Below are 24517 nucleotides of genomic sequence, written 5' to 3'. Positions count from 1 at the left end.
GAGATCTCGGAGCCGCGAGCTCCCCAACGAAACAGGTATGAAGTGGTTTACGCAGTAGTGCGCGCCGGTGGGCGGCAGGAGAAGGTCGAGGTCGGCACGATCGTTCAGCTCGACCGTGTCAAGGCTGCCCAGGGCGAGAAGATCGAGCTGGCCGCAGTGCTGCTCGTCGACGGCGCCACGGTGACCACCGACGCTGACTCGCTGGCGAAGGTCAAGGTCACGGCTGAGGTCATCGGCAACCTCCGCGGCCCGAAGATCATCATCCAGAAGTACAAGAACAAGACCGGCTACAAGAAGCGCCAGGGCCACCGTCAGGAGCTCACGCGCGTCAAGATCACCGGCATCAAGTAAAGACCGAGGAGACCAGGACATGGCACATAAAAAGGGCGCAAGCTCCACCCGTAACGGTCGTGACTCCAACGCTCAGCGACTTGGCGTCAAGCGTTTCGGTGGTCAGCAGGTTCTCGCCGGCGAGATCATCGTCCGCCAGCGCGGCACGCACTTCCACCCCGGCGTGAACGTCGGCCGTGGAGGCGACGACACGCTGTTCGCTCTGGCCGCCGGTGCGGTCCAGTTCGGCGCGAAGGGCGGCCGCAAGGTCGTCAACATCGTCGCCGCTGCTGAGTGATCACAGCACGACAGTAGACATCCGATTCGGGGCGGGCTTCGGCCCGTCCCGAATCTATGTTTTAGGCCGAATCTCTGTTTTAGGCCGAGACTCCGTCTCGGGCCGAGATCATCATTGAGGAGTGGGACATGGTCAGTTTCGTCGACACCGTGACGCTGCATCTGCGCGCGGGCAAGGGCGGCAACGGCTGTGTCTCGGTGCACCGCGAGAAGTTCAAGCCGCTCGGCGGCCCCGACGGCGGTAACGGCGGCGACGGCGGCGACGTCGTCCTCGTCGCTGACACCCAGACGGGCACGCTTCTCTCGTACCACCACTCGCCGCACCGCAGCTCCGGCAACGGCGGGCCCGGCATGGGCGACCACCGCGCGGGATTCATGGGCGAGGACCTGGAGCTTCCCGTTCCCGTCGGCACCGTGGTCAAGAACCCGGCCGGCGAGGTGCTGATCGACATGATCGAGCCCGGTGAGCGATTCGTCGTGGCGAAGGGCGGATACGGCGGCCTCGGAAACGCGGCTCTCGCGACTCCGAAGCGCAAGGCGCCCGGGTTCGCACTGCTCGGCACACCCGGCACCGAGGGTGACGTCATCCTCGAGCTCAAGACGGTCGCCGACGTGGCCCTCGTGGGCTATCCGTCCGCCGGCAAGTCGAGTCTGATCGGCGCGATCTCGGCCGCTCGTCCGAAGATCGCCGATTACCCGTTCACCACGCTTCACCCGAACCTCGGAGTCGTTCAGGCGGGAGACTCGCGGTACACCGTCGCTGACGTCCCCGGTCTGATCGAAGGCGCCAGCGAGGGGCGGGGCCTCGGTCTCGAGTTCCTGCGCCATGTCGAGCGCTGCACGGCTCTTCTGCATGTGCTCGACTGCGCGACGCTCGAGCCTGGGCGCGACCCGATCTCCGACCTCGACGTGATCCTCGGCGAGCTCGCGGCATACGAGGTCCCCGAGGGCCAGACCCCCCTGCTCGAGCGCCCTCAGCTCATTGCGCTGAACAAGATCGATGTGCCTGAGGCCCGCGATCTCGCTGACCTCGTGCGCCCCGACCTCGAGGCTCGAGGCTTCCGGGTCTTCGAGATCTCCACCGTCTCGCATGAGGGACTGCGTCCTCTGACCTTCGCGCTCGGCGAGATCGTCGACGCGCACCGTGCCGAGCTCGCGGCCAACGAGACGCCGCGCGAGCGTGTCGTCCTCCGCCCGAGGGGCCCCAAGAAGGGCTTCGAGATCCGTGTCGAGGGTGGCACCTACGGAAACCTCTATCGCATCCTCGGCGAGAAGCCGGTGCGCTGGGTCCAGCAGACGGACTTCCAGAACGAGGAAGCCGTCGGATTCCTCGCCGACCGTCTCGAGAAGCTCGGCGTCGAGGACGAGCTGTTCCGACTCGGTGCGGTGCAGGGGTCGACCGTCGTCATCGGCGAGGGCGACAGCATCGTCTTCGACTGGGAGCCGACCATGACCTCTGCTGCAGAGCTCATGACAGCTCCGCGAGGCACCGACCCTCGTCTGGCGCCCAACAGCCGTCGCACCACTTCCGAGCGTCGCGAGACCTACTACGAGCGGATGGACGCCAAGGCCGAGGCCCGCGCCGAAGTCGAGGCTCAACGACTCGCGGCGTACCGCGAGGACGGGGAGTGACCGCTCGCACCAGGGCGGACCTCGCTACCGCCTCGCGCATCGTCGTGAAGGTGGGGTCGTCCTCGATCAGCGGAGAGTCGTCCTGGCGCATACCCGTCCTGGTTGAGGCGCTGGCCGCAGCTCATGCGCGCGGCGCCGAGGTCATCCTGGTGTCGTCCGGAGCGATCGCCACCGGCATCCCGTTCCTGCGCCTCGACGCGAGACCCACCGATCTCGCGACGCAGCAGGCCGCTGCAGCCGTAGGCCAGAACATCCTGGTCTACCGGTATCAGGAGTCGCTTCGCCCCTTCGACATCGTCGCGGGGCAGGTGCTGCTCACCACCGGCGACCTCGAGAATCCGACCTCGCGTTCGAATGCGCGTCGGGCCATGGAGCGGCTACTCGGTCTGCGCATCCTCCCGATCGTGAACGAGAACGACACGGTCGCGACGCAGGAGATCCGCTTCGGCGACAACGACCGTCTCGGCGCGCTCGTCGCGCAGCTCATCGAGGCTGACGCGCTCGTGCTGCTCAGCGACATCGAGTCGCTCTACACGAAGCCGCCGTCGGATCCCACGGCCGAGCCGATCGATGTCGTCGCGCCGGATGCCGACCTCTCGGGTCTCGAGTTCGGCTCGACGGTCGTCAACAGCGTCGGCACCGGGGGAGCGGCCACCAAGGTCTCGGCTGCGCGGCTCGCCGCGGCCTCCGGGATCGGCGTGCTCGTGACGAGCGCCGACCTGGTCGATCAGGCGCTCTCGGGTGCTGACATAGGGACCTGGTTCGAGCCGGCGCTCTCCTAGACTGGGCGGATGACCGACCAGACTCCGCAGGTGCGCCTGGAGCGCGCCAAAGAGGCGTCCCGCGCCACGGCCGCGCTGACCAGCGACGACAAGGCGCGCGCCCTCGAGGCGATCGCCGTCGCCCTCGAACAGAGCGTGCGAAGGATCATCGAGGCCAACGCACTCGATGTCTCGCGAGGTCAGGCCGACGGCATCGGTGATTCGCTGATCGATCGCCTGCGCCTTGACGAGAAGCGCGTCACAGCCCTCGCCTCGGCGGTCCGTGACATCGCTGCGCTGCCCGACCCCGTCGGACGGGTGATCGGCGGGCACCGGATGCCGAACGGTGTCGCGCTCGAGCAGGTCAGGGTGCCGTTCGGGGTCGTCGGAGCGATCTACGAGGCGCGCCCCAACGTCACCGTCGACATCGCCGCGCTTGCGTTGCGGTCGGGCAACGCAGTCGTCCTGCGCGGCGGCAGCGCCGCGCGCGACTCGAACACCGTGCTCGTGCAGATCATGCGTGATGCGCTGGACGGTGCGGGTGTCACGCCCGAGGCGGTGCAGACGGTCGACGACTTCGGGCGCGACGGCGCGAGGGCGCTCATGCACGGTCGTGGCCTCATCGACGTGCTCATCCCTCGTGGCAGCGCCGGACTCATCGAGACGGTCGTCACGGAGTCGACGGTTCCCGTGATCGAGACCGGTGCAGGCAACGTGCACATCGTGCTCGACGAGAGTGCTCCGGAAGACTGGGCCTGCGACATCGTCGTGAACGCCAAGGTGCAGCGGCCCAGTGTCTGCAATGCGGTCGAGACGGTCCTGGTGCTGCGTCAGGCTGCTCCGCGGCTGGTGCCGCTGGTCGCGAGCGCTCTGCAGAGCGAAGGTGTCGCGATCCACGGTGACGACATGGTCGCCGGGCTCGTCTCGAACGTGATCCCGGCGACCGAGGAGGACTGGGAGACGGAGTATCTCAGCCTCGAGATCGCGATCAGGGTCGTCGACACGCTCGACGACGCGATCGCGCACATCCGTCGCTACAGCACCGGGCATACCGAGTCGATCGTGACGACGGACACGCGCAATGCGGAGCGCTTCCTCGCCGAGGTGGACTCGGCCGTCGTGATGGTCAACACCTCGACCCGCTTCACCGATGGAGGCGAGTTCGGGTTCGGCGCGGAGGTGGGCATCTCGACCCAGAAGCTGCACGCGAGAGGGCCGATGGGGCTTTCCGAGCTGACCAGCACGAAATGGCTGGCGCGTGGGTCGGGGCAGACCCGCGGCTGAGGGCTAGACTAGGGGGCGCTGTGGCTCCTCGTGAGTCATGCCCGCCAGCCACGAAACGGAGTCAGGATGAACCTCGTCGCACAGATCGCGATGGCCGCTGCCGAAACCGAGCATCACGGCAATGTCCAGCTCGATACGCTGATCTTCGGCGTGATCGCGATCATCGCGTTCGCTTTCCTCGGCCTCGTCACGCTGTCGTACAAGAACGTCGCCAACCGTCACTCCGCCAAAGCCGACGCCTGGGCGGCGAAGCACGGCAAGGACGGCCACGAGGCAGGGCACGGCCACTAGGCCCCTATGGACGACACGACCTCGCGTCCGGCGCGCATCGGTGTGATGGGCGGCACCTTCGACCCCATCCACCACGGGCACCTGGTCGCCGCCAGCGAGGTCGCGCACTCCTTCGATCTCGACGAGGTCGTCTTCGTCCCGACGGGACGACCCTGGCAGAAGCCAGAGGTCACCCCGAGCGAACACCGCTATCTCATGACGGTCATCGCCACGGCATCCAACCCGCAGTTCACGGTCAGTCGGGTCGACGTCGACCGCGAGGGCCCCACCTACACGATCGACACCCTGCGTGATCTGAAGAAGAGCCGGCCCGATGCGGAGCTGTTCTTCATCACCGGAGCCGACGCCGTAGCGCAAATTCTCAGTTGGAGGGACCATGATGAACTGTGGGAGTTGGCCCACTTCGTCGCGGTCTCACGTCCAGGACACGTTCTGAGCACTGACGGCCTCCCGAGCGACAACGTCAGCCAGCTGGAGGTGCCGGCGCTGTCGATCTCGTCGACGGCCTGCCGCGCGCGGGTTCGTGAGGACGAGCCGGTCTGGTATCTCGTCCCCGACGGAGTCGTTCAATACATCGCGAAGCATCATCTGTATCGGAGCAAGGCATGAGTACATCGGATCGGCAGGATCAGGGTCCGCTGACGCGTAAGCAGCTGCGTGAGATCCGGTTGACTGGTTCCACGCCTGTCATCACCCCGGAGGAGGCCGCGGCGGCCGCCGTCGCGGCGCCGCCCGTTCCGCCGCTGCCCCGCGCAGAGGAGCCGGTCGAGCAGGTCGAAGCGGCACCCGCACCGGCAGTGGAGCCTGCATCGCACGACGAAGCCGTTGCGTCCTCCGGCGAAGCCGTTGCGTCCTCCGGCATAGCCGGTGCTTCTTCCGGTGCAGCGCGGCTGACACGGCGTCAGGTTCGCGAGCGCGAGCTCGCCAAGACCGGTTCCGTTCCGGTCGACGGCGAAGCTGAGGTCGACAACTCCGCCGCAGACGAGGCACCTGTCGAGACGGCCGCTGCGGCAGAACCTCTGCTCGACAACCCTGCTCTCGCCACCGCGGTTCCCGCCTACACCCCGCCCGTGCCTGCAGATGACATCGATGATGCTGATGACGAGGTCGACGACGAGATCGCACACACCCCGGTCAGCGCCTCGACGAGTGTCGACACCTCCGGCGAGATCCCTCTCGCTGCGGAAGAGCCCGCCGACCAGACGGACTCCGAAGAGGATCCCGTCGCCGCCGTCGCAGAGCTCGGCATCGAGGTCGAGTCTGCGGACGAGGACGACGAGGTCGACCCGGACGATGTCCTCGCTGATGTCGATCGCAAGGACGACGCCGACCTCTCGGAGGGCGAGCACCCCACGGTGAACCCGGCGTTCGGTCAGGGTCTTCTCACCGACGAGGCAGAGACCCGCAAGCCCTTCTCGCCGTCTTTCGACGAGCTCCTCACAGTCGGTGACTCGACCGGTTCGCAGCACCTCGCTCCGAACACGCTGATCTTCAACCCCTCGCCGGGAGACGGCTCGCTGTCCGGTCCGGTCGCTTCGACGGGTGAGATCCTCGTTACCGGCTCCTACGAACTTCCCAAGGGCCTCGGCTCCCAGGGCCACGCGCACGGCACCACCGACGGCAAAGACGTCGACGCCGTGCTCATCGACGGCGAACTGCCTCCGGCATCCTCGCCCACGCCGATCGCCGCCAGCGCGGCCGTCAGCACCATCAAGCCCGCAGGCGAGGTCATTCGCCCGCCCGCCCCCGAAAAGGGCAACAAGCTCATGCTCATCCTCGCGATCGTGGCGGGTGGTCTCGCGCTCGCGCTGGGCGTTTCCCTGATCGTCGCCTTCACCACGAATGTGTTCTGATGCAGTCACCTGAAAACGCCGTTGAGATGCTCCAGCTCGCGGCAGACGCCGCCGTCTCGAAGGGCGGTGAGGATCTCGTCGCGCTGAACGTGTCGGAGCCTCTGCCGCTCGTCGACATCTTCCTCCTCGTCACCGGAAACAGCGAGCGCAACGTCGCCGCGATCGCCGACGAGATCGAGGACAAGCTGATCGAGGCAGGGCACAAGCGCGTCCGCCGCGAGGGTCGTGCGGAGGCCCGCTGGGTGCTTCTCGACTTCGGCGACCTGATCGTGCACGTCTTCCATCAGGAGGAGCGGGTCTACTACGGCCTCGAGCGCCTCTGGAAGGACTGCCCCGTGGTCCCGTTCGAGCTCGCCGATTCCGCGGCAGACCGCGGCTGACATGAGCGTTCACCTCATCACCGGTGCCGGGTCCGGCATAGGTGCTGTACTCGCGCGCCGTCTGCTCGACCGGGGTGATCAGGTCGTGGTGCTCGCACGCGATGCGGGTCGCGCCAAAGAGATCACCGCCGCGCTTCCAGGGTCCTCTGCGATCGTCGGCGACCTCGCTCAGCCGGGGCGGCTGTCGTGGGCGCTGTCCAAGCAGACGGCTCTTCCCGAGCGCATCGATTCCCTCGTGCATGCGGCGGGAGTCGTCGACCTCGGGTCGGTGGCAGACCTGCCGGCCAATCTGTGGGAGCGTCAGCTCGCGGTGAACCTCGTGGGACCGGCAGAGCTCACCCGGCTCCTGCTGCCGGTGCTGCGCGTCTCGCGCGGCCGTGTGGTGTTCGTCAACTCGGGCGCCGGCCTGCACGCGCATGCGGGGTGGTCTGCGTATGCAGCCTCGAAGCACGGTCTCAAGGCTCTGGCGGACTCACTGCGCGCCGAAGAGGCCGAACATGGCGTCCGAGTGACCTCGATCTATCCGGGGCGCACGGCGACTCCCATGCAGGAGCGGGTGCACCAGCAGGAAGGTCGTGAATACGACGCCGCGCGCTTCATCTCGGCGGACTCGGTCGCGACGACCATCCTGACCGCGCTCGATCTTGCCGATGACGCCGCTCTGACGGACCTGACGATCCGCCCGACGGGCTGATCTCGAGACAGGTTCCGCCTTCCGACCCTGTCAAGGGGGTATCCGCCACAGCGTCCTCGATGGATGATCTGCTGGGGGAGACAAGTCTTGGAGGGCTGTTGAATGTCTGGAGATCCAGAGCCTAGATATGTACTGCGACGTGTCACGTCATCGGAGTGGGTGATCAACGATCGGCGGTACGAGACCGATGATCCACGGCACGTCGTGGCCTGCGTCCACGATGTGGATGGCGAGGTCGAGGTCGTTCGTCTTCGCGATCTGCCGCTCGAGACCCGCTATCCAAGCGCTTCCGACGTGCTCGAAGCGGTCGCGCGCGCCAAGGATCCGAGCAGAGCGACACGGCCGATCGTGATCCCGTCTCATCCTCCGCTCTTCGCCAACTGAGGGAGTCGTGCGGCGGGATCCGTGTCGGAACCCCGCCGCGCGCTGAGCTCAGGCTCCGTCGTCGGACTCCGCTCGTTCCGCAGCCAAGCGATCGGCCTCCGCGCCGTCGACCTGATCGGCATCGACGTCCGTGTCGAGGACGGCTTCGCCGTCGACCTCGCGCTCGGGAACGCCTGTGGGGTCACCGTCGTCAGGCATCGGCACCAGCGGTGGGGTCGGTGTGGACATGATGTGCTCCTCTCGTGTCATCGTGGCGACACGCTAGGGTGCTCGGCGCCCGATCAGGGAGTGGGTTGACCATTCAGCCCACGAGGAGTAGATGATCCTCCAGACCGAGCGGGCCGGATGACCCGCGGCGCCAGACGGCCCGCTCGGTCTTGGAGGATCACACCTCTTCCGGGCGCTTCTTCCGGAACGGGCGGGCCGGGGTGTGCGGGCCGTCCCATACGGTGATGATCCCCCAGGCGACGGCGGCGATCGGCACCGAGAGAACGGCGCCGACGATTCCGCCGAGGATCGTGCCCGTGGTGAGGGCGAGCAGGATGACGAGGGCGTGGAGCTTGAGAGAACGAGCCATCACGACGGGCTGCAGGAAGTTGCCCTCGAGCTGGTTCACGAGCACGACGATTCCGACGACGATGAGGGCCGCGACCGGGCCGTGCGTGACGAGGGCGACGAGAGCCGCCAGGATCCCGGCGGCCGTCGCGCCGACGAGCGGGATGAACGCCGTCAGGAAGACGATCACCGCGAGCGGGATCGCCAGTGGGATCTGAAGGATGGCGAGACCGATCCCGATGCCGAGGGCGTCCGCGGCCGCGACGATGGACGTTCCGCGGATGTAGCCGCCGAACACGTCGACCGTCTTGTCGCCGATGCGGCGTGCACGCTCGTAGCTCGTGCCGGTGAAGGGGCGGAGCAGGAACTCCCAGATGCGCGGTCCGTCTTTGAGGAAGAAGAAGAGCACCACGATCATCAGGGCCAGGCCCGTGAAGAAGCTCGCGGTCGCCGAGACACCTGCGAGTGCTCCGCGGCCGAAGGAGGCGCTGGTCAGGAACTCGCCGGCGCTCGCCCAGACGTCGTCGAGATCGATCGCCGAGATGTCGAACGGCAGCGTGCCCAGCCAGGCCGTCACCTGTGCGATGCCGTCGGTGGTGGATTCGACGAGGTCATCCCACTGGGAGCGAACCGTGAGGACGATCACCCACACGATGCCCCCGAGAATCACGATGATGCCGATCAGCGCGATCCACGTCGCCAGGATCGAAGGGACTCCCTTGCGTCGCATCAGAGCGACGAGAGGATGGATCGCGGACGCGAGGATCAGCGCGATCGTGACCGGGATGAAGACCAGCGACAGCTGGGTGATCACCAGGACGCCGACGGCGACGAGCGCGAGCACTGCCAGCGTCTGCAGACTGCGGGTCGCGGCGAGGCCGAAGCCGCGGGACCAGAGACCGGGCTCTCGGGGCGCTGCGACGCCGTCTGACAGGGGCTCCGGTCGTCGAAAAAGTCCCAGCACGCGTGTTCTCCGCTCTTCAGGGATCGCCGCTCCGGCGATCGATGGCCTCGTATGTCTATCCGGGACGCCGGGACAAGGCAAGCCCCTGGCGCTCGGTTGCGCATCCCCAGTCTGTCGCGTTCACCGGGCCTCGTCGCGAGCGACGTCGCTGTATGGCGCATTTCCGATCGATTCGTCGCGTAACAGAAGCCGGGTTCGCGAGTCTCTATAGGTGTGAGGGCGATATGACGCGCGGTCGTGCGTCGTCGTCGGATGAGAGGAGTGCCGCCGGTGAGTGTGCTGACCCGGACGCGGCTACGTCATCGATTCCGTGCGGAGGCCACGATGCGATCGGCGGTCAGGGACTTCTCGGCGGTCGGACTGCCGGCTGACCCTCTCGTCGCTCGAATCGAGCTGGGGGAGGAGGGCACGTTGGCCGCCCACCTCGACGTCGCCGATCGAACGCTGCGTGTCTGTGCCGAACAGCATAAGCGGCTCGCTGTCGCGGTCGCGTCTTTCCTCCAGGAAGGTGAGTTCCTCCGCGGAAATCAGTGGCCGACCATCCCAGGGCTGGGTCTGCTCCGGCCGATGGTGCAGGGCGACCGAGCCGTCTGGGCTCTGCCCGATGGTGACATCCTCTGCGACATCGGCGAGCTGTTCGAGCCGGTCCCGTAGTCGGGCGCGCACTGCACGGCGGACCGTGCAGGCACGCCCGGATCCGCGTGCAGATACAAGAAAACCCGCGATCTCTCGCGGGTTTCGTTGTGGACCTGGGGGGACTCGAACCCCCGACCCCCTGCATGCCATGCAGGTGCGCTACCAGCTGCGCCACAGGCCCAGAACTGCTTCCTGACTGCTCGAAGCAACTTGAACAGAGTACTACACGGATCGCGCGCAGCACCAATCGGGACAGGCCTCCCGGGCGCGTCGCCCTAGGGTGGACGCCATGACGAACATCACCGCTGTCACGCGAGACGACTTCGAGGAATGGTCGGCCTTGTGGGCCGGCTACCTGACGTTCTACGGAGCGCAGATCGCCGACGCTGTCACGAGGCACACCTTCGACCGCATCGTCGGCGACCGCGAGATCCACGGCGCCATCGCACGCGACGACGCCGGCCACGCCATCGGCATCGTGCACTGGCTCACGCACCCGGCGACGTGGAGCGACGCCGACTACTGCTATCTCGAGGACATCTTCGTCGCCGCGGAGTCGCGCGGGTCCGGAGCCGGACGGGCGTTGATCGCCCACGTGCGCGCCTGGGCGGAGGCGCGGGGCTGCGCGAAGGTGTACTGGCTCACGCAGGAGGGCAACACCACGGCGCGGACGCTTTACGAACGCGTGGCGACGCACACCGGCTACACGCATTACCAGATCTCGCTCTGACAGGGCCGGAACAACCGCACACCCCCAGGCGTTGACATCATCGTGAGCATCCTGGACAGCGTCGTGATCGGCGCCGGTCAGGCCGGTCTCTCGGCCTCCTTCCATCTGACCCGTCTCGGCATCTCCCACGTCGTGCTCGACTCCGACGCCGAGCCCGGCGGTGCGTGGCGGCATCGGTGGGATGCTCTCACTATGCGCGACGTGCACGGCGTGGCCGAGTTGCCGGACGATGCGCCCCCTCCGCGCGACGCGCAGCGGGCGAACATCGCCGTTCCGGCATACTTCGCCGCGTATGAGCGTGAGCATCACCTTCCGGTGGTCCGCCCCGTGCGCGTCGACCGCGTGGTGGACGAGGATGGCATCCTCGTGGTGCACGCGGGGGACCGGCAATGGCGGACGCGGACGATCGTGAATGCCACGGGCACCTGGACGCATCCGTTCCTGCCGCACTACCCGGGAATGGAGACGTTCCTCGGGGAGCAGCTGCACACCGTCGACTACCCGGGTCCCGCGCACTTCGTCGGCAAGAGGGTGCTCGTCGTCGGCGGCGGGGCCTCAGCCGTCCAGTTCCTCGGAGCGCTCGCCCCGCTCACCGACACGCTCTGGGCGACCCGCACGGAGCCCGTGTGGCGAGGCGACGACTTCACCCCGGAAGCAGGGGCTGCGGCGGTCGCTCTCGTCGAGCAGCGTGTGGCGCAGGGCCTCCCGCCGCAGAGTGTGGTGAGTGTGACGGGCCTGATGCTCCGCCCGCAGGAACGCGAGGCCGAGCGACTGGGCGCCTACGCCGCACGTCGCCCGATGTTCGCTCGCATCGAGCCGGACGGCGTCCGCTGGGCCGACGGGTCGTTCGAGCGCGTCGACGTCATCCTGTGGGCGACCGGGTTCCGTCCCGCGATCGCCCACCTCGCGCCGCTGCATCTGCGCAGTGCGGCGGGCGGCATCCAGCTCGACCGACACGGACGCGGAACGACTGCGGTGCAGGATCCTCGAATCCAGCTCGTCGGCTACGGTCCGTCCGCGAGCACGATCGGAGCGAACAGGGCTGGACGCTCGGCGGCGAAGGGCGTGCAGCGAGCTCTGGCCGCGGCACCCGTCCGCACCGTGTGAGTCGTCCGGATCCTGCGCGCCCGATTCCGCGATCCGGCGACGTGTCGTCGCTACGCTGAGGGCATGATCCGCATCGTCTTCCTGGTCATCTGGCTGCTGCTGTCGGCATGGCTCGTCATCTGGACCGGCGAAGGCCTGTTCGGCATCGATCAGCGCGAGTCGATCCTGCCGTTCTCCGGCGAGGACACGCTGGGCGGACCGATCATCATCGGGGTCGCCTGGGGGCTGATCCTCACCTTCGGGAGCACGATGTCAGGCCTCGGTCGCAGTAAGAGGGTGCGGGGGGAGTCGCAGATCGGCGTGGGGCGCATCGTCGAGATCTCCCGCACCGGCCTCACCGTCAATGATGTCCCGCAGTACGACCTGTTCATCCGGGTCACCCCGAAAGCGGGGGAGGACTTCGTCGGACAGCTGCGGATGCTCGTCGACCCCAGTGATCTCGCCTCTCTCCAGATCGGACAGCCGATCCCTGTGAAGTACAGCCTCACCGACCAGGACACGGTCGAGCTCGCAGACATCACCGATCCGACTGTTCGGGACGCGATGCTGCAGTGGAGGATCGATCGCGGTCTCATCGACCCTCGTCTGGTGAAAGCGCGAACGACGGGCACGCAGGTGCCCGCGTCGGTGCTGGCGGTGCGACCGACCGGACGTCGCCTCGAGGGACAGAGCGAGCTCGAGCTGAAGGTGCTCATGGCGCCAGAAGGCGCCGCGACGTGGGAGACGGACACGACGGTGTTCGCGTATCCCGAGGCGATCTCGCGATTCCAGGTCGGCGCGCCGATCTGGGCGTTCTACCGGCGCGAGGACCCGAAGACCGTGGCCGTGACGATCGAGAAGGAGGCCGGACGATGAACATCCTCGACACACTGATCTGGTTGATCAACTTCCCGGCGGCACACGGGTACGCGATGGTGTTCATCGCCGGCTTCTCGATCCTCGGTCTGTTCGCGATGTCCGCCTCCGGTTCTGCTCCCGGCGTGTCGATACGGCGTGTCCGCGAGCGCGAAGGGCTGCTCCACGGCGAGGCGGCGACACGAGGGCAGGCGGTGGGCACCGCACGGCGCATCGTGTTCCGCATCCTCGCCTTCGTCATGCTGGCGAACCTCGTGATCGGCATCGTCAGTCTCACGGGTGTGCCGATCACGCGCGCATACATCCACGAGCACGGTCAGCCGACGACGGGCACCGTCGACGGCGACTGGGTGACGTTCACTACCTCGAGCGGTGTGGAGTACACGATCGAGAGCAACTTCTTCACCCCGGCCGTGTACCCCGATCGTGATGCCTACCTGCCCTCCGGTGAGCCGGTCGTGATCCGCTACCTCCCTGGACATCCGCAGGCCTTCGTCATCGACAGCTCGCGGGGCCCTCGCTGATCGCACCCCGAGCCGGCGTCGGTAGAGGCGCGTAGGGTGAAGACATGTCGCGAATCATCGTCTTCGGCGGCCACGGCCGCATCGCTCTGCTGCTCGCTCCTCTCCTCGTCGCCCGCGGCGACGAGGTCACATCGGTCATCCGCAACCCGGATCACGTCGCCGAGGCCGAAGAGACGGGAGCCCAGGCGCTTGTCGCTGACGTCGAGACCCTCGGCACGACCGAGCTCGCGGACATCATCCGAGGTCACGACGCGGTGGTGTGGTCGGCAGGAGCAGGCGGCGGATCCGCGGAGCGCACCTACGCGGTCGACCGCGATGCCGCGATCCGCACGATGGATGCCTCGGCCGAGGCCGGAACCGCGCGCTACGTCATGGTGTCGTGGATCGGCTCGAAGGCCGACCACGGTGTCGCGGAGGACGCGGACTTCTTCCCGTATGCCGATGCGAAGTGGGCGGCCGACGAGCACCTGCGCGGCACCGAACTCGACGGCACGATCCTCGGGCCCGGAACGCTCACGTTCGACGAGCCGACCGGGCGCATCGTCCTCGATCCCGAGGACAAGGGAGAGGTCTCCCGCGCCGATGTGGCAGCGGTGATCGCCGAGTCCGTCGCCAACCCGTCGACCTTCGGTCGCACGATCCGGTTCGGGAACGGCTCCGGCGACTCGGCGGTGCCGATCGCTGACGCCCTCAGCGCCTGACACCATGTTCCGGCGACGCGCCTGGGCGGTCGGAGCAGCGGCGATTTTGGGGCTCTGCGCACTGACGACCTCCTCGACCGCATCCGCCCAGGTCGCAGGCGGCGCTGCGGCGCCCACGGTGGCTGCCGCGACGGCTGCCGAAACCGCAGGCCCTGACGAGCGCGCCGAGATGCTGGTCGGGCGGATGACGACGGCACAGCAGGCGGCGAGCATCGTGATGGGGCACATTCCGACGACGGATGCGGCGGCATTGAGCGCCTACATGGCGCAGGGGCTCGGTGGATTCATCCTGATGGGCGCGAACATCCCGGCGACGGATGGGGAGCTCGCGGCACTCACCGCATCGCTGACGGTCGACCCCGAGCTTCCTCCGCTCATCGCGATCGACCAGGAGGGCGGCATCGTCTCGCGCCTGCCTGCCGACGAGTACGCCGCGTCGACGACTCTGAAGTCGCTGCCTGTCGCCGACACCGCTGCGGCCTTCTCCGCCAGGGCGGCGCTGGTCGCCAAGTCGGGGATCACCGTCGCCTTCGGCACGGTCGCGGATGTGACCGCCGATCCGTCGTCGTTCATCTACGGCCGAGCGCTCGGCACAGATCCGCAGTCATCGGCCGATCGGGTCGCCGCCGCCACGGCAGCCCAGGAACCCGTCGTCGCGTCGACGCTCAAGCACTTCCCCGGGCACGGTGCAGCTCCAGGCGACTCGCACCATGCGATCCCCTCGACGGTTGAGACGCTCGACGAGTGGCGCGCGAAGGATGCCGTGCCGTTCGTGGCCGGCATCGATGCCGGGGCATCTCTGCTGATGTTCGGCCATCTCGCGTACACGTCGGTGGACCCGGCACCCGCGTCGCTCTCCGCACGGTGGCACGAGATCGCCCGCGACGAGCTGGGGTTCGACGGCGTGATCGTCACCGACGACCTCGGGATGCTGCAGTCCTCAGGACTGCCCGAGTATGCCGACCCGGTGTCCAACGCGGTCACGGCGGTCGCCGCGGGGAACGACCTGGTTCTCATGATCGCCGGGTCGACAGCCGACACGGCGTCCGAGATCGTCGCAGGGATCACCGCGGCGGTCGACTCAGGGACGATCCCTGCAGAACGGCTCGCCGACGCGGCCACAAGGGTGATGGCGCTCAGGCTCCAGTCCAGTGCGGCGGGCGCCGAGTGGTCGCTGTGCGCGGAGTGCGAGCCCGCCGGCTGACGTCAGGCGCTGACTGCCACCGGCTGAGCAGAGCCGAGCCAGGCCTGCAGGAGCGCGGCGCGAAGACGCGTGCCGCGCTCGGCGAACCCGCGCTGCTGACGCACGTACTCGGCTTTGCCTTCGGCGGTCTCGATGGGTACAGGCACCACGTCCCAGGCGGAAAGATCGTAGGGGGCGGCCTGCATGTCGAGCAGCCGGATGTCGCGGGCGAGCTCGAACGCATCGAGGAGCAGCTCCCCGGGGATGAGGGGGCCGAGCTTCAGAGCCCATTTGTACAGGTCCATGCCGGCATGCAGGCAGCCGGGCTGTTCGAACAGGGGCTGATCGTCGCGTGTCAGCTCTGTGCGGTTGCGGGGTACCGCCTTGGGCGTGAAGAAGCGGAACGCGTCGAAATGCGTGCACCGCAGATCGTGGTTCTCGACGACCGCGTCCGTGCCTGCCTGTCCGAGCCGCAGGGGAACCGGATGCCGGTGCTCCTCGGCTCGATACACCATGGCCCACTCGTGCAGACCGAAGCAACCGAACTGTCCGGGGCGCGAAGCGGTGCGCCGCAGCATCCGCTCGATGAGGGCGGCGAGTTCGGACTTCTCGTTCGTGAACATCGCGGCATCCGGGACCACACTGTCGGCGTCAGCACCGGGGGAGTACCAGCGCCAGCTCAGCCGCTCGGCGGCATCCTCGAGCTGCACGCCCGCACCGGGGTGCCACCGCCGCAGCTGGGCGGGCTTGTAGTTGTAGTAAGTGAAGAGGAAGTCCCAGACCGGGTGCTTCTCGCGCCGGGATGCTCTCTCCCGGTGCGCGGAGGTCAGCGCATCCGCCCGAAGCAGGTGCGCATGCTCACGCTCCAGCCACTCGTGTCGGGGGAGAGAGGGGGCCATTGTCAGCGGAGGATGCCGGCTTCGCCGAGCAGATCGCGCAGCCCCGCGCCGTCCTCGGCGCTCACCCAAGGGGCGACGCCTTCGGAGTGCGGCTCGTGGCCCGCGCGTCCACCGGCGAGCACGGCCTCGGCGGGCAGCAGTCGACGGATCGCGACACCGGCCACCGAGTCGGGATGCTCGTCCATGAACGCCGAGTAGATCGACTCGTCGTGCTGCCCGTCGTCGCCGATGAGCAGCCACTTGACGTGCGGGAACTCCGTTGCGAGGCGTCGCAGGTTGGTGAGCTTGTGCTCGCGTCCGCTGCGGAACCAGCGGTCGTGCGTGGGGCCCCAGTCGGTGAGGAGCATGGAGCCTGCCGGGAACAGGTGGCGTCCGAGGAAGCGACGGAGCGTCGGGGCGACGTTCCATGCCCCGGTGGAGAGGTAGATCATCGGTGCGCCGGGGTGCTCGCGCAGCACCTGGTCGAGGAGCACGGCCATACCGGGAACCGGGATGCGGGCGTGCTCGTCGACGACGAAGGAGTTCCAGGCGGCGATGAAGGGGCGGGGGAGCGCGGTCACCATGACGGTGTCATCGACGTCTGACACGATGCCGAAGTGCGTCGACTCAGCCACGATGAACGCGGTGGCCTCGATGGGCTCCTGGCCTTCGACCGAGAACGTGAACGTCTGCCATCCGGGCTCGAGGTCCACGTGGACCACAGAGTCGATCACGCCTCCGCGGTCGGCGATGACGTGGTGCACGGAATCACCGATCCGCACGGCCACCTTCGCGAAGCTGACGGGGATCCCGACGAAGCTCCGCCAGCCGCGCACGCTCGCCGGTTCTCCGTCTTTCGTACTGCGCTGCGGCGGAACGATCAGCACGCGTCCGACGACGCGCACCCATCCAGGACCGCCATAGCCGGGGAACGGGAGGATGGTCGCGGTGCGACCTCGACGGCGCGCTCGCTTCTCGCGCCACACGTGGAGGCGGTGTTCGAGGCGCGCGAAACAGTGGATCCGGGGCGCCGGGGGTGACGAAGCCATTGCTTCAGTCTTTCACGTCGGTCGCGTCCTCCGTGTCGGAGATGTCGAGGTGACGAGCCTCGAGCCGCGAGAGCACCTTCTTCGCGATGAACACCGCGAGCAGGAACAGGGCGATGATGCCCACGAAGATGTAGCCCGCGTAGTGCACGCGGTCGGCCAGCTCGTCGAAGCTCCCGGCGGCGAGAGACGTGATGCTCACGTACGCCGTGGCCCAGATCAGGCAGGCGGGCGCCGTCCACGCGAGGAAGCGGCGATACGAGTAGTGGCTCATGCCCACGGTGAGGGGGACGAGCGAATGCAGCACGGGGAGGAAGCGCGAGAGGAAGATGGCGATGCCGCCTCGGCGGGCGAGATACCGCTCCGCGCGTATCCAGTTCGCCTCACCGACCCGACGCCCGACCCAGGATGCGCGGATGTGTGGACCGATCCAGCGTCCGAGCCAGAATCCGATGCTCTCGCCGATCAGAGCACCGACCACGACGGCGATGACCATCGCCACCGCCTCGGGCAGGCTGGTGATGCCGATCGAGGCGACGAGGACGACCGTGTCGCCGGGGAACACCAGGCCGATCAGGACGCTGGTCTCCAGCATGACCGCGACCCCGGCAACGAGAGTCCGAGCGACCGGGTCGATCGATCGCATGAACTCGATCAGCCACGGCACCAGGTCGTCCACACCTTGAGAATACGGGAGGTACCGCGGCCTAGGCTGAGAACGTGCCCGAACGTCTGAGCCCCCGCGTCCTGGCGGACCGGGTGGATCCCGCAGCGCTCTTCCTCGCGCTCGAACGGGTGGAGCCTGACGTCTTCTGGCTCGACGCCGGTGCTGCCGCAGCCGAGGGGTGGAGCTTCATCGGAACCGGAGAGCCGTCCGCGTTCCCCGACGACGTTCGGTTGGATGCGTCTGCGGGGGACCAGCATGCCGCGGCCGGCGATGTCGCGCATCCTCCGCTGCGAGGTGGCTGGGTCGGCTGGTACGACTACGAGACCGGTGCCCGGGGCGCAGGGGCCCCGGTATCCGATTCCGGCCAGTCCGCAGGTGGTGCCTGGGTGCGCATCACCCGCTTCGCCGCGTTCGACCACTCGACAGGTCACGTCTGGGCCTGCGCAGCGGAGCGCGACCTCGACGAATGGGCGGGATTCGTCACGGAGCAAGGCTCGATGGACGTGCAGGGTGCCCCCGCGCTCGCCGCTTCGCCGCGGCGAGCGGACGCCAGGCACACCCCCGACGAATATGCGGCCCTCATCGAACGGTGTCGCGACCTGATCCGCGCCGGGATCGCCTACCAGCTCTGCCTGACCACCCGGTTCACGGTTCCCGGGCAGCACGATCCCGTATCCGTCTACCGTCGGCTGAGATCCGCGACCCCCGCCCACCACGGAGGTTTCGTGCGGATCGGCGGACGATCTCTGCTCAGCGCGAGCCCGGAGCAGTTCCTGCACGCCGAAGGCGGAATCATCCGCACCCGTCCCATCAAGGGGACGCGACCGCGCAGCGACGACCCGGAGCAGGATGCCGTCCTCGCCGCGGAGCTTGCGACCGACGTCAAGGAGCGCGCCGAGAACGTCATGATCGTCGATCTCATGCGCAACGACCTCTCACGGGTGTGCGAGCCGGGGTCGATCCGCGTCGACGCGCTGTGGGCGGTCGAGAGCTATCCGGCCGTCCACCAGCTCGTCAGCACCGTGAGCGGCACGGCGGCCGTCGGCACCACGGCGGGCGCGCTGTTCGCGGCATCCTTCCCCGCCGGGAGCATGACCGGCGCCCCCAAGCTGTCGGCGATGACCCGGCTGCACGAACTCGAGGGCGGCCCCCGAGGGGTCTACGCCGGATGCTTCGGATACATCGGCGACGACGGCTCGCTCGACCTGGCGATGGTCATTCGCAGCATCGTCATCGACGCGGAGAGCGCGGTGATCGGAGCGGGCGGCGGGATCACGTGGCGGTCGGTCGCGGCATCCGAGGTCGCGGAGGTGGCGACGAAGGCGCGGGCACCCCTTGCGGCCCTCGGCGCGGAAATGCCTGCGGCCTGGGCTTCCGATATCCTGAACTGATCCCCTTTTCCCTTCAGATTGGTCGTGCGTTCGTTGTCTGAGAACCTGTCCACCTCTCCCGTCGACGAGGAGACCTCCTCGGCGCACGCTATCCAGGCCAAGTGGCAGAAGTACTGGGCGGAGAACGAGACGTTCCTCACGGGCGGCGACGACGACAAGCGGCCGCGCCGCTACGTGCTGGCGATGTTCCCGTACCCCTCCGGCGACCTGCACATGGGACACGCCGAGAACTACCTCTACTCCGACATCGTGGCCCGTTTCTGGCGCCACCGCGGGCACAACGTGCTCAATCCGATCGGCTGGGACTCCTTCGGTCTGCCGGCCGAGAATGCGGCGATCCGCCAGGGCGCCGACCCGCGCGAGTGGACCTACCAGAACATCGCCCAGCAGAAGCAGGCGTTCCAGAACTACGGCGTCTCGTTCGACTGGTCGCGCGTGCTGCACACCTCCGACCCCGAGTACTACCGCTGGAACCAGTGGCTGTTCCTGAAGCTGCACGAGCGAGGCCTGGCGTACCGCAAGAAGAGCGCCGTCAACTGGTGCCCGAACGACCAGACGGTGCTCGCGAACGAGCAGGTCGTCGACGGACGCTGCGATCGCTGCGGCGCCGAGGTCGTGAAGAAGAAGCTCACCCAGTGGTACTTCAAGATCACGGATTACGCCGACCGCCTGCTCGATGACCTGAACCAGCTCGAGGGCTTCTGGCCGCACAAGGTGCTGCAGATGCAGCGCAACTGGATCGGCCGCTCGGTCGGTGCCGACGTGGACTTCCGCATCGAAGGCCGCGACGAGCCGGTCACGGTGTTCTCGACGCGTCCCGACACGCTGCACGGTGCGACGTTCTTCGTGGTGGCGCCGGACTCTGATCTGGCGAGCGAGCTCGCGAAGGATGCTCCCGTCGAGGTGCGCGAGCGCTTCGAGAAGTACCTGGGCGATGTGCAGAAGACCACCGACGTCGACCGTCAGGCGACCGACCGCCCGAAGACCGGCGTCTTCCTCGAGCGATTCGCGATCAACCCGGTCAACGGCGAGAAGCTGCCTGTGTGGGCCGCGGACTACGTGCTGGCCGACTACGGCCATGGCGCGGTCATGGCCGTGCCCGCGCACGACCAGCGCGACCTCGACTTCGCCCGTGCGTTCGATCTGCCGGTCAAGGTCGTCGTCGACACGACGGCGCCGATCACCGGTGCGATGCCGGTCATCGAGGTCGACGACGAGGGTGTGCCGATCGACACGGGGGCCGCTCTCGACGAGCAGAACCCGGCATCCACCGGTATCGCCCTGACGGGTGAGGGCCGGATGATCAACTCCGGCGCGCTGAACGGACTGTCGAAGCGCAACGCGATCGCCCGTGCGATCGAGCAGCTCGAAGCGTCGGGAACCGGTCGCGCGGCGAAGAACTATCGCCTCCGCGACTGGCTGATCTCGCGCCAGCGCTTCTGGGGCACGCCCATCCCGATGCTGCATGCCGAAGACGGCCGGATCATCCCGGTGCCCGAGGACCAACTGCCGGTGAAGCTGCCCAGTGTCGAGGGACTCGACCTGAAGCCCAAGGGCTCGTCGCCGCTGGGCGCAGCCGAGAGCTGGGTGCGCACGGTGGATGCCGCGAGCGGCGACCCCGTGCTGCGTGACCCCGACACCATGGACACGTTCGTGGACAGCTCGTGGTACTTCCTGCGCTTCCTCTCGCCGAACAGCGACACCGTGGCGTTCGACCCGGCTCAGGCCGCCCGCTGGTCGCCGGTCGACTCCTACATCGGCGGGGTCGAGCACGCCATCCTGCACCTGCTCTATGCGCGCTTCATCACCAAGGTCCTGTTCGACATGGGTCTGATCGACTTCACGGAGCCGTTCTCGAACCTGATCAACCAGGGGATGGTCCTGCTCGACGGCGCGAAGATGTCGAAGAGCAAGGGCAACCTGGTGCTGTTCGAGGAAGAGCTCGACGCGTACGGCGCTGACGCGCTGCGCGTGGGACTCGCGTTCGCGGGTCCGGTGGAGGACGACAAGGACTGGGCCGACGTCTCGACGACCGGCGCGCAGAAGTTCCTCGCCCGCGCGATGCGCGTCGCCCGTGAGGTGGCGTCTCCCGTCGACGTGGTGTTCGCCGGGGGAGATGCAGCGCTGCGCCGTGCCACGCACAAGCTGCTCGCCGATGCTCCGTCCCTCGTCGAGCAGACGAAGTTCAACGTGCTGGTCGCACGCCTGATGGAGCTGGTGAACGTCACCCGCAAGACCATCGACGGCGCTGCGGGTGCTGCCGACCCCGCTGTCCGCGAGGCCGCCGAGACCGTCGCCGTGATGCTCGACCTCATCGCGCCGCACACCGCGGAGGAGATCTGGGAGATCCTCGGTCACGAGCCTTCGGTGGGCCTCGTCACCTGGCGTTCGGCCGACCCTGCGCTGCTCGTCGAAGACACCGTGACGGCTGTCGTGCAGGTGGGCGGCAAGGTCCGCGCCCAGCTCGAGGTGCCCGCGCGCATCGGCGAGGCCGAGCTCGAGGAGCTGGCACGCGCCGACGAGCGCGTGATCCGTTCGATCGGTGACCGCGAGATCGTCAAGGTGGTCGTGCGCGCCCCCAAGATCGTCAGCATCGTCGTCAAGGGTTGACCGCCCGCGTCGTCGCAGACGACGCACCGGCTCTGCACATCAGGCCGCCCGTGGGGGTTCTCCCCGTCGGGCGGCCTGACGCGTGAGGGGCATACGATTACTCGCTTAGCGTTGCGGGATGCCCGAAACCGCCGCTCCGTCGCATCCGCCGCGCCGGTTGCGATTGGGCGTCGGCGCTGCGATCGTGCTGGCGCTCGTCGTGCTGTCGGCGGCCGTCGGACTCGGGCTGATGCGAGGGCAGGCGGCGCCGACCGAATCGGTGCCGCTGGCCACCGATGCAGCGGCGGGCGGCGGCTCCTCGGGAGAGCTCTACGTCCATGTGCTCGGCGCCGTCGAGCATCCGGGGCTCTACGTTCTCGAACTCGACTCTCGACTGGTCGATGCGGTGGCGGCTGCGGGTGGAACCACCGACGCCGCCGACCTCACCGCGATCAACCTCGCGCGTGTGCTCGCCGATGGCGAGCAGATCATCGTGCCGACGGTCGGCGCGGTCGCGGACGGGCCGGGGGCTGTGGCGCCCTCCGACGATCGCATCGATCTGAACACGGCAGACCAGGCAGCGCTCGAGACGCTGCCGCGCATCGGTCCCGCGCTGGCCGAGCGGATCATCGCCTGGCGCGACGAGAACGGGAGGTTTCAGTCCGTCGACGACCTCCTTGCGGTGCCAGGCATCGGCGAGAAGCTGCTCGCCGGCATCCGCGATGGTGTGCGGGTGTGAGGTGCGACATGCGTCTTCTGCCGGAATACCGGCGGATGCTCGTTTCGATAGGCTCCGCCCATGACGTTGCATCGAACTCGTGCATTCTCCCGCCATGCCGCCCTCGTTGTCGGCGCTCTTCTCGTGCTCGTGGGGGTCACCGCGTGCGCGGCCGACGGCGGACCTGGCGATGGCGGCTCCAGTGCGGAAGCCGCAGCGACGGAGACGCCCACCGCGACTCCGACGGAGGAGGCATCGAGTGCGGCAGACGATGAGGTGACGTGCAATGCGTTCGGTGACGTGCAGACGATCCTGCACAACGCACGGGCTGCGTTCTACGACGAGCGCATGACCGAGCGAGAGCTGGATGGCTGGACTGCGCTCGCATCGCGCGTGCTCGGCAACATCCCCGCGGCGGACGACGGACGCGTCTCCGACGCTCTCGCAGCCGTCAAGGAAGCCGTGCCCGCAGTGCAGGCACCCCTGGGGCCGAGCAACATCCTTTCGCGCGAGTGGGACGTTCCCGGGGCTGAACTGCTGGCAGCCTGCGAAGCCGCAGGATTCCCCGTCATCACCAACGGGTTCATCGGAGGCTGAGCCACCACCGCACGGCTCGGTCGTCGCCGCTGCACGCCAGGACGCCGCGGTGCGACAAACGGCCGAGCATGACGCGAGTGACCGCGAGCCGCGACGTTACGCCACCGTCAGCGGTGAAGCGATGCGGCGCGACTCGAGGATCCTGCGTCGCTCAGGACCGCGCGTGCGGCACGTTCCCCCGATGCGAGGGCGCCTTGAATCGACGCGGTGTCGCGGTGGTCGCCTGCGACGTACAGCCGCTCGGCGTAGCGCGGCGACCGTGCTGCACCCAGGGGCGCCGGTTGGGCCGGGAGCGCATCGGCGATGTCGTCGCGCCGGATCAGCTCCCACGCGCTGATGTCCGCACCCCAGATCTCACTCAGGTGGCGTCGGACCTCGTTCTCCTCGGCGGGATCAGTGCCGCGCGGCAGCAGGCAGGTCGCGGCGATGAGGTGGCGTCCTGCCGGGGCGTACGAGGGCACGGTGCGCGTCATCACAACGGTGTTCACCACGGGGCCTCGGCCTCGGCCGTCGACGGTCAGCAACGCGGATGCGGTCGGAGGTTCGGCGGCGGCGAACCACCACGTCTGCAGACCGTTCATCGCCGGACGGGCGAGCCCGGTGAGGTCGGTGACCGCATCGGGACCGACGGCGACGACCACCCGAGCCGCATTGACGGAGTCGCCCTCGCTCACCTCAACCCTGATCTCCTCTCCGCGCGCCGAAATCCTTTCCGCGCCCGCACCGAGACGGATGTCAGCACCCGCTGCGCGTGCGTGCGCGGCGAGCTGCTCCGGGACCGCGGCAATGCCTTGCGCGGGAAGGCCGGGGCGGCCGAGCGCGAAGTACCGCACGAGCAGCCGGGCGAATGCGTTCGACGTCTCGCCACGGCTCTCCGCCAGGACCCCGGCGAGGAACGGCTCGAGCACGGCGGTGCGGAGCGGACCGCTGAGGCCCACGGCATCCCATGCCTCGCGCACGGCGACATCGTTGCGGGCGAGACGCGAGAGCGGATGCACCAATGCCGGCGCGACCCAGCGTGCCAGTGCGACGGCATCCCGAGTATTGACCAGGCCGCTGCGCAGCGAAGCCGCGATTGACAGGGGGTATCGGAGCGGATGCCGCAGCTCGGCCATCCCCTCCGCAGTGCGGACCCGCACACCCACCGGGAAGCTTCCCAGGGCGAGCGCGTCGAGATCGACGCTGCGACGGAGTGCGGGATAGGCCGGGTTGAGCACCTGGAACCCGCGATCCAGTCGGAAACCATCGACGATGTCGGTGCGCTGGCGCCCTCCGACCGCGTCCGTGGCCTCGAGCACGACGACATCGAGTCCGCGCGCGGAGAGAAGCCCGGCGCAGCGGAGCCCCGCGAGTCCGGCGCCGATCACGATCACGTCATGCATTGGCGACGACCTCCGCTCGGCGGATCGCCGCAGCGCGCCGACCAATCGACGCGATCACCGGATTGCGCAGCGTCCGCTCCATGGCACC

At 68.1% G+C, this 24517-nt stretch carries 28 protein-coding genes and 1 tRNA gene; 22 read left to right on the top strand and 7 right to left on the bottom strand.

Annotated elements, in window-relative coordinates:
* Positions 1-42 precede the first annotated feature (42 nt).
* From rplU to RQG77_RS08295, 11 genes are all read left to right on the top strand, one after another.
* Positions 43-351, top strand: coding sequence for a 50S ribosomal protein L21 (rplU, locus tag RQG77_RS08345; RefSeq protein ID WP_028501602.1), 309 nt, complete (start codon positions 43-45; stop codon positions 349-351).
* A gap of 19 nt (positions 352-370) precedes the next feature.
* A complete protein-coding gene (gene rpmA / locus RQG77_RS08340; protein ID WP_028501603.1) occupies positions 371-628 on the top strand; it encodes a 50S ribosomal protein L27 in 258 nt (85 codons plus the stop codon).
* 128 nt (positions 629-756) lie between these two features.
* The gene (gene obgE, locus RQG77_RS08335; RefSeq protein ID WP_311244307.1) at positions 757-2259 is read left to right on the top strand and encodes a GTPase ObgE; all 1503 of its coding nucleotides are present in this window, start codon (positions 757-759) and stop codon (positions 2257-2259) included.
* Positions 2256-3041: a glutamate 5-kinase gene (gene proB, locus RQG77_RS08330; RefSeq protein WP_056516726.1), complete on the top strand. Its 786-nt coding sequence runs from the start codon at positions 2256-2258 to the stop codon at positions 3039-3041. Before obgE ends, proB begins: the two co-directional genes overlap by 4 nt.
* A 9-nt stretch (positions 3042-3050) precedes the next feature.
* Positions 3051-4304, top strand: coding sequence for a glutamate-5-semialdehyde dehydrogenase (locus tag RQG77_RS08325; protein ID WP_311244306.1), 1254 nt, complete (start codon positions 3051-3053; stop codon positions 4302-4304).
* A 66-nt stretch (positions 4305-4370) separates the two neighbouring features.
* Complete coding sequence (locus RQG77_RS08320) at positions 4371-4595, top strand: hypothetical protein (protein WP_056516731.1); 225 nt, start codon at positions 4371-4373, stop codon at positions 4593-4595.
* 6 nt (positions 4596-4601) lie between these two features.
* Positions 4602-5204: a nicotinate-nucleotide adenylyltransferase gene (nadD, locus tag RQG77_RS08315; RefSeq protein WP_056307178.1), complete on the top strand. Its 603-nt coding sequence runs from the start codon at positions 4602-4604 to the stop codon at positions 5202-5204.
* Positions 5201-6448 carry a hypothetical protein gene (locus RQG77_RS08310; RefSeq protein ID WP_311244305.1) on the top strand — a complete coding sequence of 416 codons (1248 nt, stop codon included), beginning with the start codon at positions 5201-5203 and terminating at the stop codon, positions 6446-6448. Before nadD ends, RQG77_RS08310 begins: the two co-directional genes overlap by 4 nt.
* Entirely contained in the window at positions 6448-6828 is a 381-nt protein-coding gene (gene rsfS, locus RQG77_RS08305) for a ribosome silencing factor (RefSeq protein ID WP_311244304.1), read from the top strand. The genes RQG77_RS08310 and rsfS overlap by 1 nt, the downstream gene beginning before the upstream one ends.
* Before the next feature lies 1 nt (position 6829).
* Complete coding sequence (locus RQG77_RS08300) at positions 6830-7522, top strand: SDR family oxidoreductase (RefSeq protein WP_311244303.1); 693 nt, start codon at positions 6830-6832, stop codon at positions 7520-7522.
* A 159-nt stretch (positions 7523-7681) separates the two neighbouring features.
* Entirely contained in the window at positions 7682-7906 is a 225-nt protein-coding gene (locus tag RQG77_RS08295; RefSeq protein ID WP_311244302.1) for a hypothetical protein, read from the top strand.
* Between the two features lie 48 nt (positions 7907-7954).
* Here the strand turns inward: RQG77_RS08295 and RQG77_RS08290 are convergent, their stop codons facing one another.
* On the bottom strand, positions 7955-8134 hold the full coding sequence (locus tag RQG77_RS08290; RefSeq protein ID WP_311244301.1) for a hypothetical protein: 180 nt from the start codon (positions 8132-8134) through the stop codon (positions 7955-7957).
* Positions 8135-8291: 157 nt separating this feature from the next.
* Complete coding sequence (locus RQG77_RS08285; RefSeq protein WP_396653404.1) at positions 8292-9422, bottom strand: AI-2E family transporter; 1131 nt, start codon at positions 9420-9422, stop codon at positions 8292-8294.
* A 273-nt stretch (positions 9423-9695) separates the two neighbouring features.
* Here RQG77_RS08285 and RQG77_RS08280 point away from each other — a divergent pair, with 273 nt between their 5' ends.
* Positions 9696-10079 (top strand): hypothetical protein, encoded by a 384-nt coding sequence (locus tag RQG77_RS08280; RefSeq protein ID WP_311244300.1) that lies wholly within the window; start codon positions 9696-9698, stop codon positions 10077-10079.
* A 90-nt stretch (positions 10080-10169) separates the two neighbouring features.
* Here the strand turns inward: RQG77_RS08280 and RQG77_RS08275 are convergent.
* Positions 10170-10242: transfer RNA gene (locus RQG77_RS08275), tRNA-Ala, on the bottom strand.
* Positions 10243-10350: 108 nt separating this feature from the next.
* On the opposite strand from RQG77_RS08275, the gene RQG77_RS08270 reads away from it, so the two are divergent.
* The 6 genes from RQG77_RS08270 (at position 10351) to RQG77_RS08245 (ending at position 15182) form a co-directional block, all read left to right on the top strand.
* A complete protein-coding gene (locus tag RQG77_RS08270; RefSeq protein ID WP_311244299.1) occupies positions 10351-10791 on the top strand; it encodes a GNAT family N-acetyltransferase in 441 nt (146 codons plus the stop codon).
* 42 nt (positions 10792-10833) lie between these two features.
* Positions 10834-11898, top strand: a complete 1065-nt coding sequence (locus RQG77_RS08265; RefSeq protein ID WP_311244298.1) for an NAD(P)-binding domain-containing protein — start codon at positions 10834-10836, stop codon at positions 11896-11898.
* Positions 11899-11961: 63 nt separating this feature from the next.
* Positions 11962-12753, top strand: a complete 792-nt coding sequence (locus RQG77_RS08260; protein ID WP_311244297.1) for a hypothetical protein — start codon at positions 11962-11964, stop codon at positions 12751-12753.
* Positions 12750-13277: a hypothetical protein gene (locus RQG77_RS08255; protein ID WP_311244296.1), complete on the top strand. Its 528-nt coding sequence runs from the start codon at positions 12750-12752 to the stop codon at positions 13275-13277. The genes RQG77_RS08260 and RQG77_RS08255 overlap by 4 nt, the downstream gene beginning before the upstream one ends.
* A gap of 44 nt (positions 13278-13321) precedes the next feature.
* Positions 13322-13978 (top strand): SDR family oxidoreductase, encoded by a 657-nt coding sequence (locus tag RQG77_RS08250; protein WP_311244295.1) that lies wholly within the window; start codon positions 13322-13324, stop codon positions 13976-13978.
* A gap of 4 nt (positions 13979-13982) precedes the next feature.
* Positions 13983-15182, top strand: coding sequence for a glycoside hydrolase family 3 N-terminal domain-containing protein (locus tag RQG77_RS08245; protein ID WP_311244294.1), 1200 nt, complete (start codon positions 13983-13985; stop codon positions 15180-15182).
* A gap of 2 nt (positions 15183-15184) precedes the next feature.
* Here the strand turns inward: RQG77_RS08245 and RQG77_RS08240 are convergent, their stop codons facing one another.
* Genes RQG77_RS08240 through RQG77_RS08230 form a run of 3 tightly spaced genes read right to left on the bottom strand, consistent with a single transcriptional unit; the run spans position 15185 to position 17764 of the window.
* Complete coding sequence (locus RQG77_RS08240; RefSeq protein ID WP_311244293.1) at positions 15185-16060, bottom strand: 3-methyladenine DNA glycosylase; 876 nt, start codon at positions 16058-16060, stop codon at positions 15185-15187.
* A gap of 2 nt (positions 16061-16062) precedes the next feature.
* Positions 16063-17088, bottom strand: a complete 1026-nt coding sequence (locus tag RQG77_RS08235) for a phosphatase domain-containing protein (RefSeq protein WP_311244292.1) — start codon at positions 17086-17088, stop codon at positions 16063-16065.
* A 4-nt stretch (positions 17089-17092) separates the two neighbouring features.
* Positions 17093-17764 carry a DedA family protein gene (locus RQG77_RS08230; protein ID WP_311244291.1) on the bottom strand — a complete coding sequence of 224 codons (672 nt, stop codon included), beginning with the start codon at positions 17762-17764 and terminating at the stop codon, positions 17093-17095.
* Between the two features lie 41 nt (positions 17765-17805).
* On the opposite strand from RQG77_RS08230, the gene RQG77_RS08225 reads away from it, so the two are divergent.
* From RQG77_RS08225 to RQG77_RS08210, 4 genes are all read left to right on the top strand, one after another.
* Complete coding sequence (locus RQG77_RS08225; protein ID WP_311244290.1) at positions 17806-19143, top strand: anthranilate synthase component I family protein; 1338 nt, start codon at positions 17806-17808, stop codon at positions 19141-19143.
* 33 nt (positions 19144-19176) lie between these two features.
* Positions 19177-21753, top strand: coding sequence for a leucine--tRNA ligase (gene leuS, locus RQG77_RS08220; RefSeq protein WP_311244289.1), 2577 nt, complete (start codon positions 19177-19179; stop codon positions 21751-21753).
* 118 nt (positions 21754-21871) lie between these two features.
* The gene (locus RQG77_RS08215; protein WP_311244288.1) at positions 21872-22471 is read left to right on the top strand and encodes a ComEA family DNA-binding protein; all 600 of its coding nucleotides are present in this window, start codon (positions 21872-21874) and stop codon (positions 22469-22471) included.
* A gap of 60 nt (positions 22472-22531) precedes the next feature.
* The gene (locus RQG77_RS08210; RefSeq protein ID WP_311244287.1) at positions 22532-23047 is read left to right on the top strand and encodes a hypothetical protein; all 516 of its coding nucleotides are present in this window, start codon (positions 22532-22534) and stop codon (positions 23045-23047) included.
* 107 nt (positions 23048-23154) lie between these two features.
* Here the strand turns inward: RQG77_RS08210 and RQG77_RS08205 are convergent, their stop codons facing one another.
* The gene (locus RQG77_RS08205; RefSeq protein ID WP_311244286.1) at positions 23155-24429 is read right to left on the bottom strand and encodes an FAD-dependent oxidoreductase; all 1275 of its coding nucleotides are present in this window, start codon (positions 24427-24429) and stop codon (positions 23155-23157) included.
* Positions 24430-24517 lie beyond the last annotated feature (88 nt).

It is taken from the genome of Microbacterium sp. WCS2018Hpa-23 (assembly GCF_031843845.1).
Lineage (GTDB): Bacteria > Actinomycetota > Actinomycetes > Actinomycetales > Microbacteriaceae > Microbacterium.
Note: the sequence above shows the minus strand (reverse complement) of the source record. Positions and strands in the feature narration are given on the sequence as shown.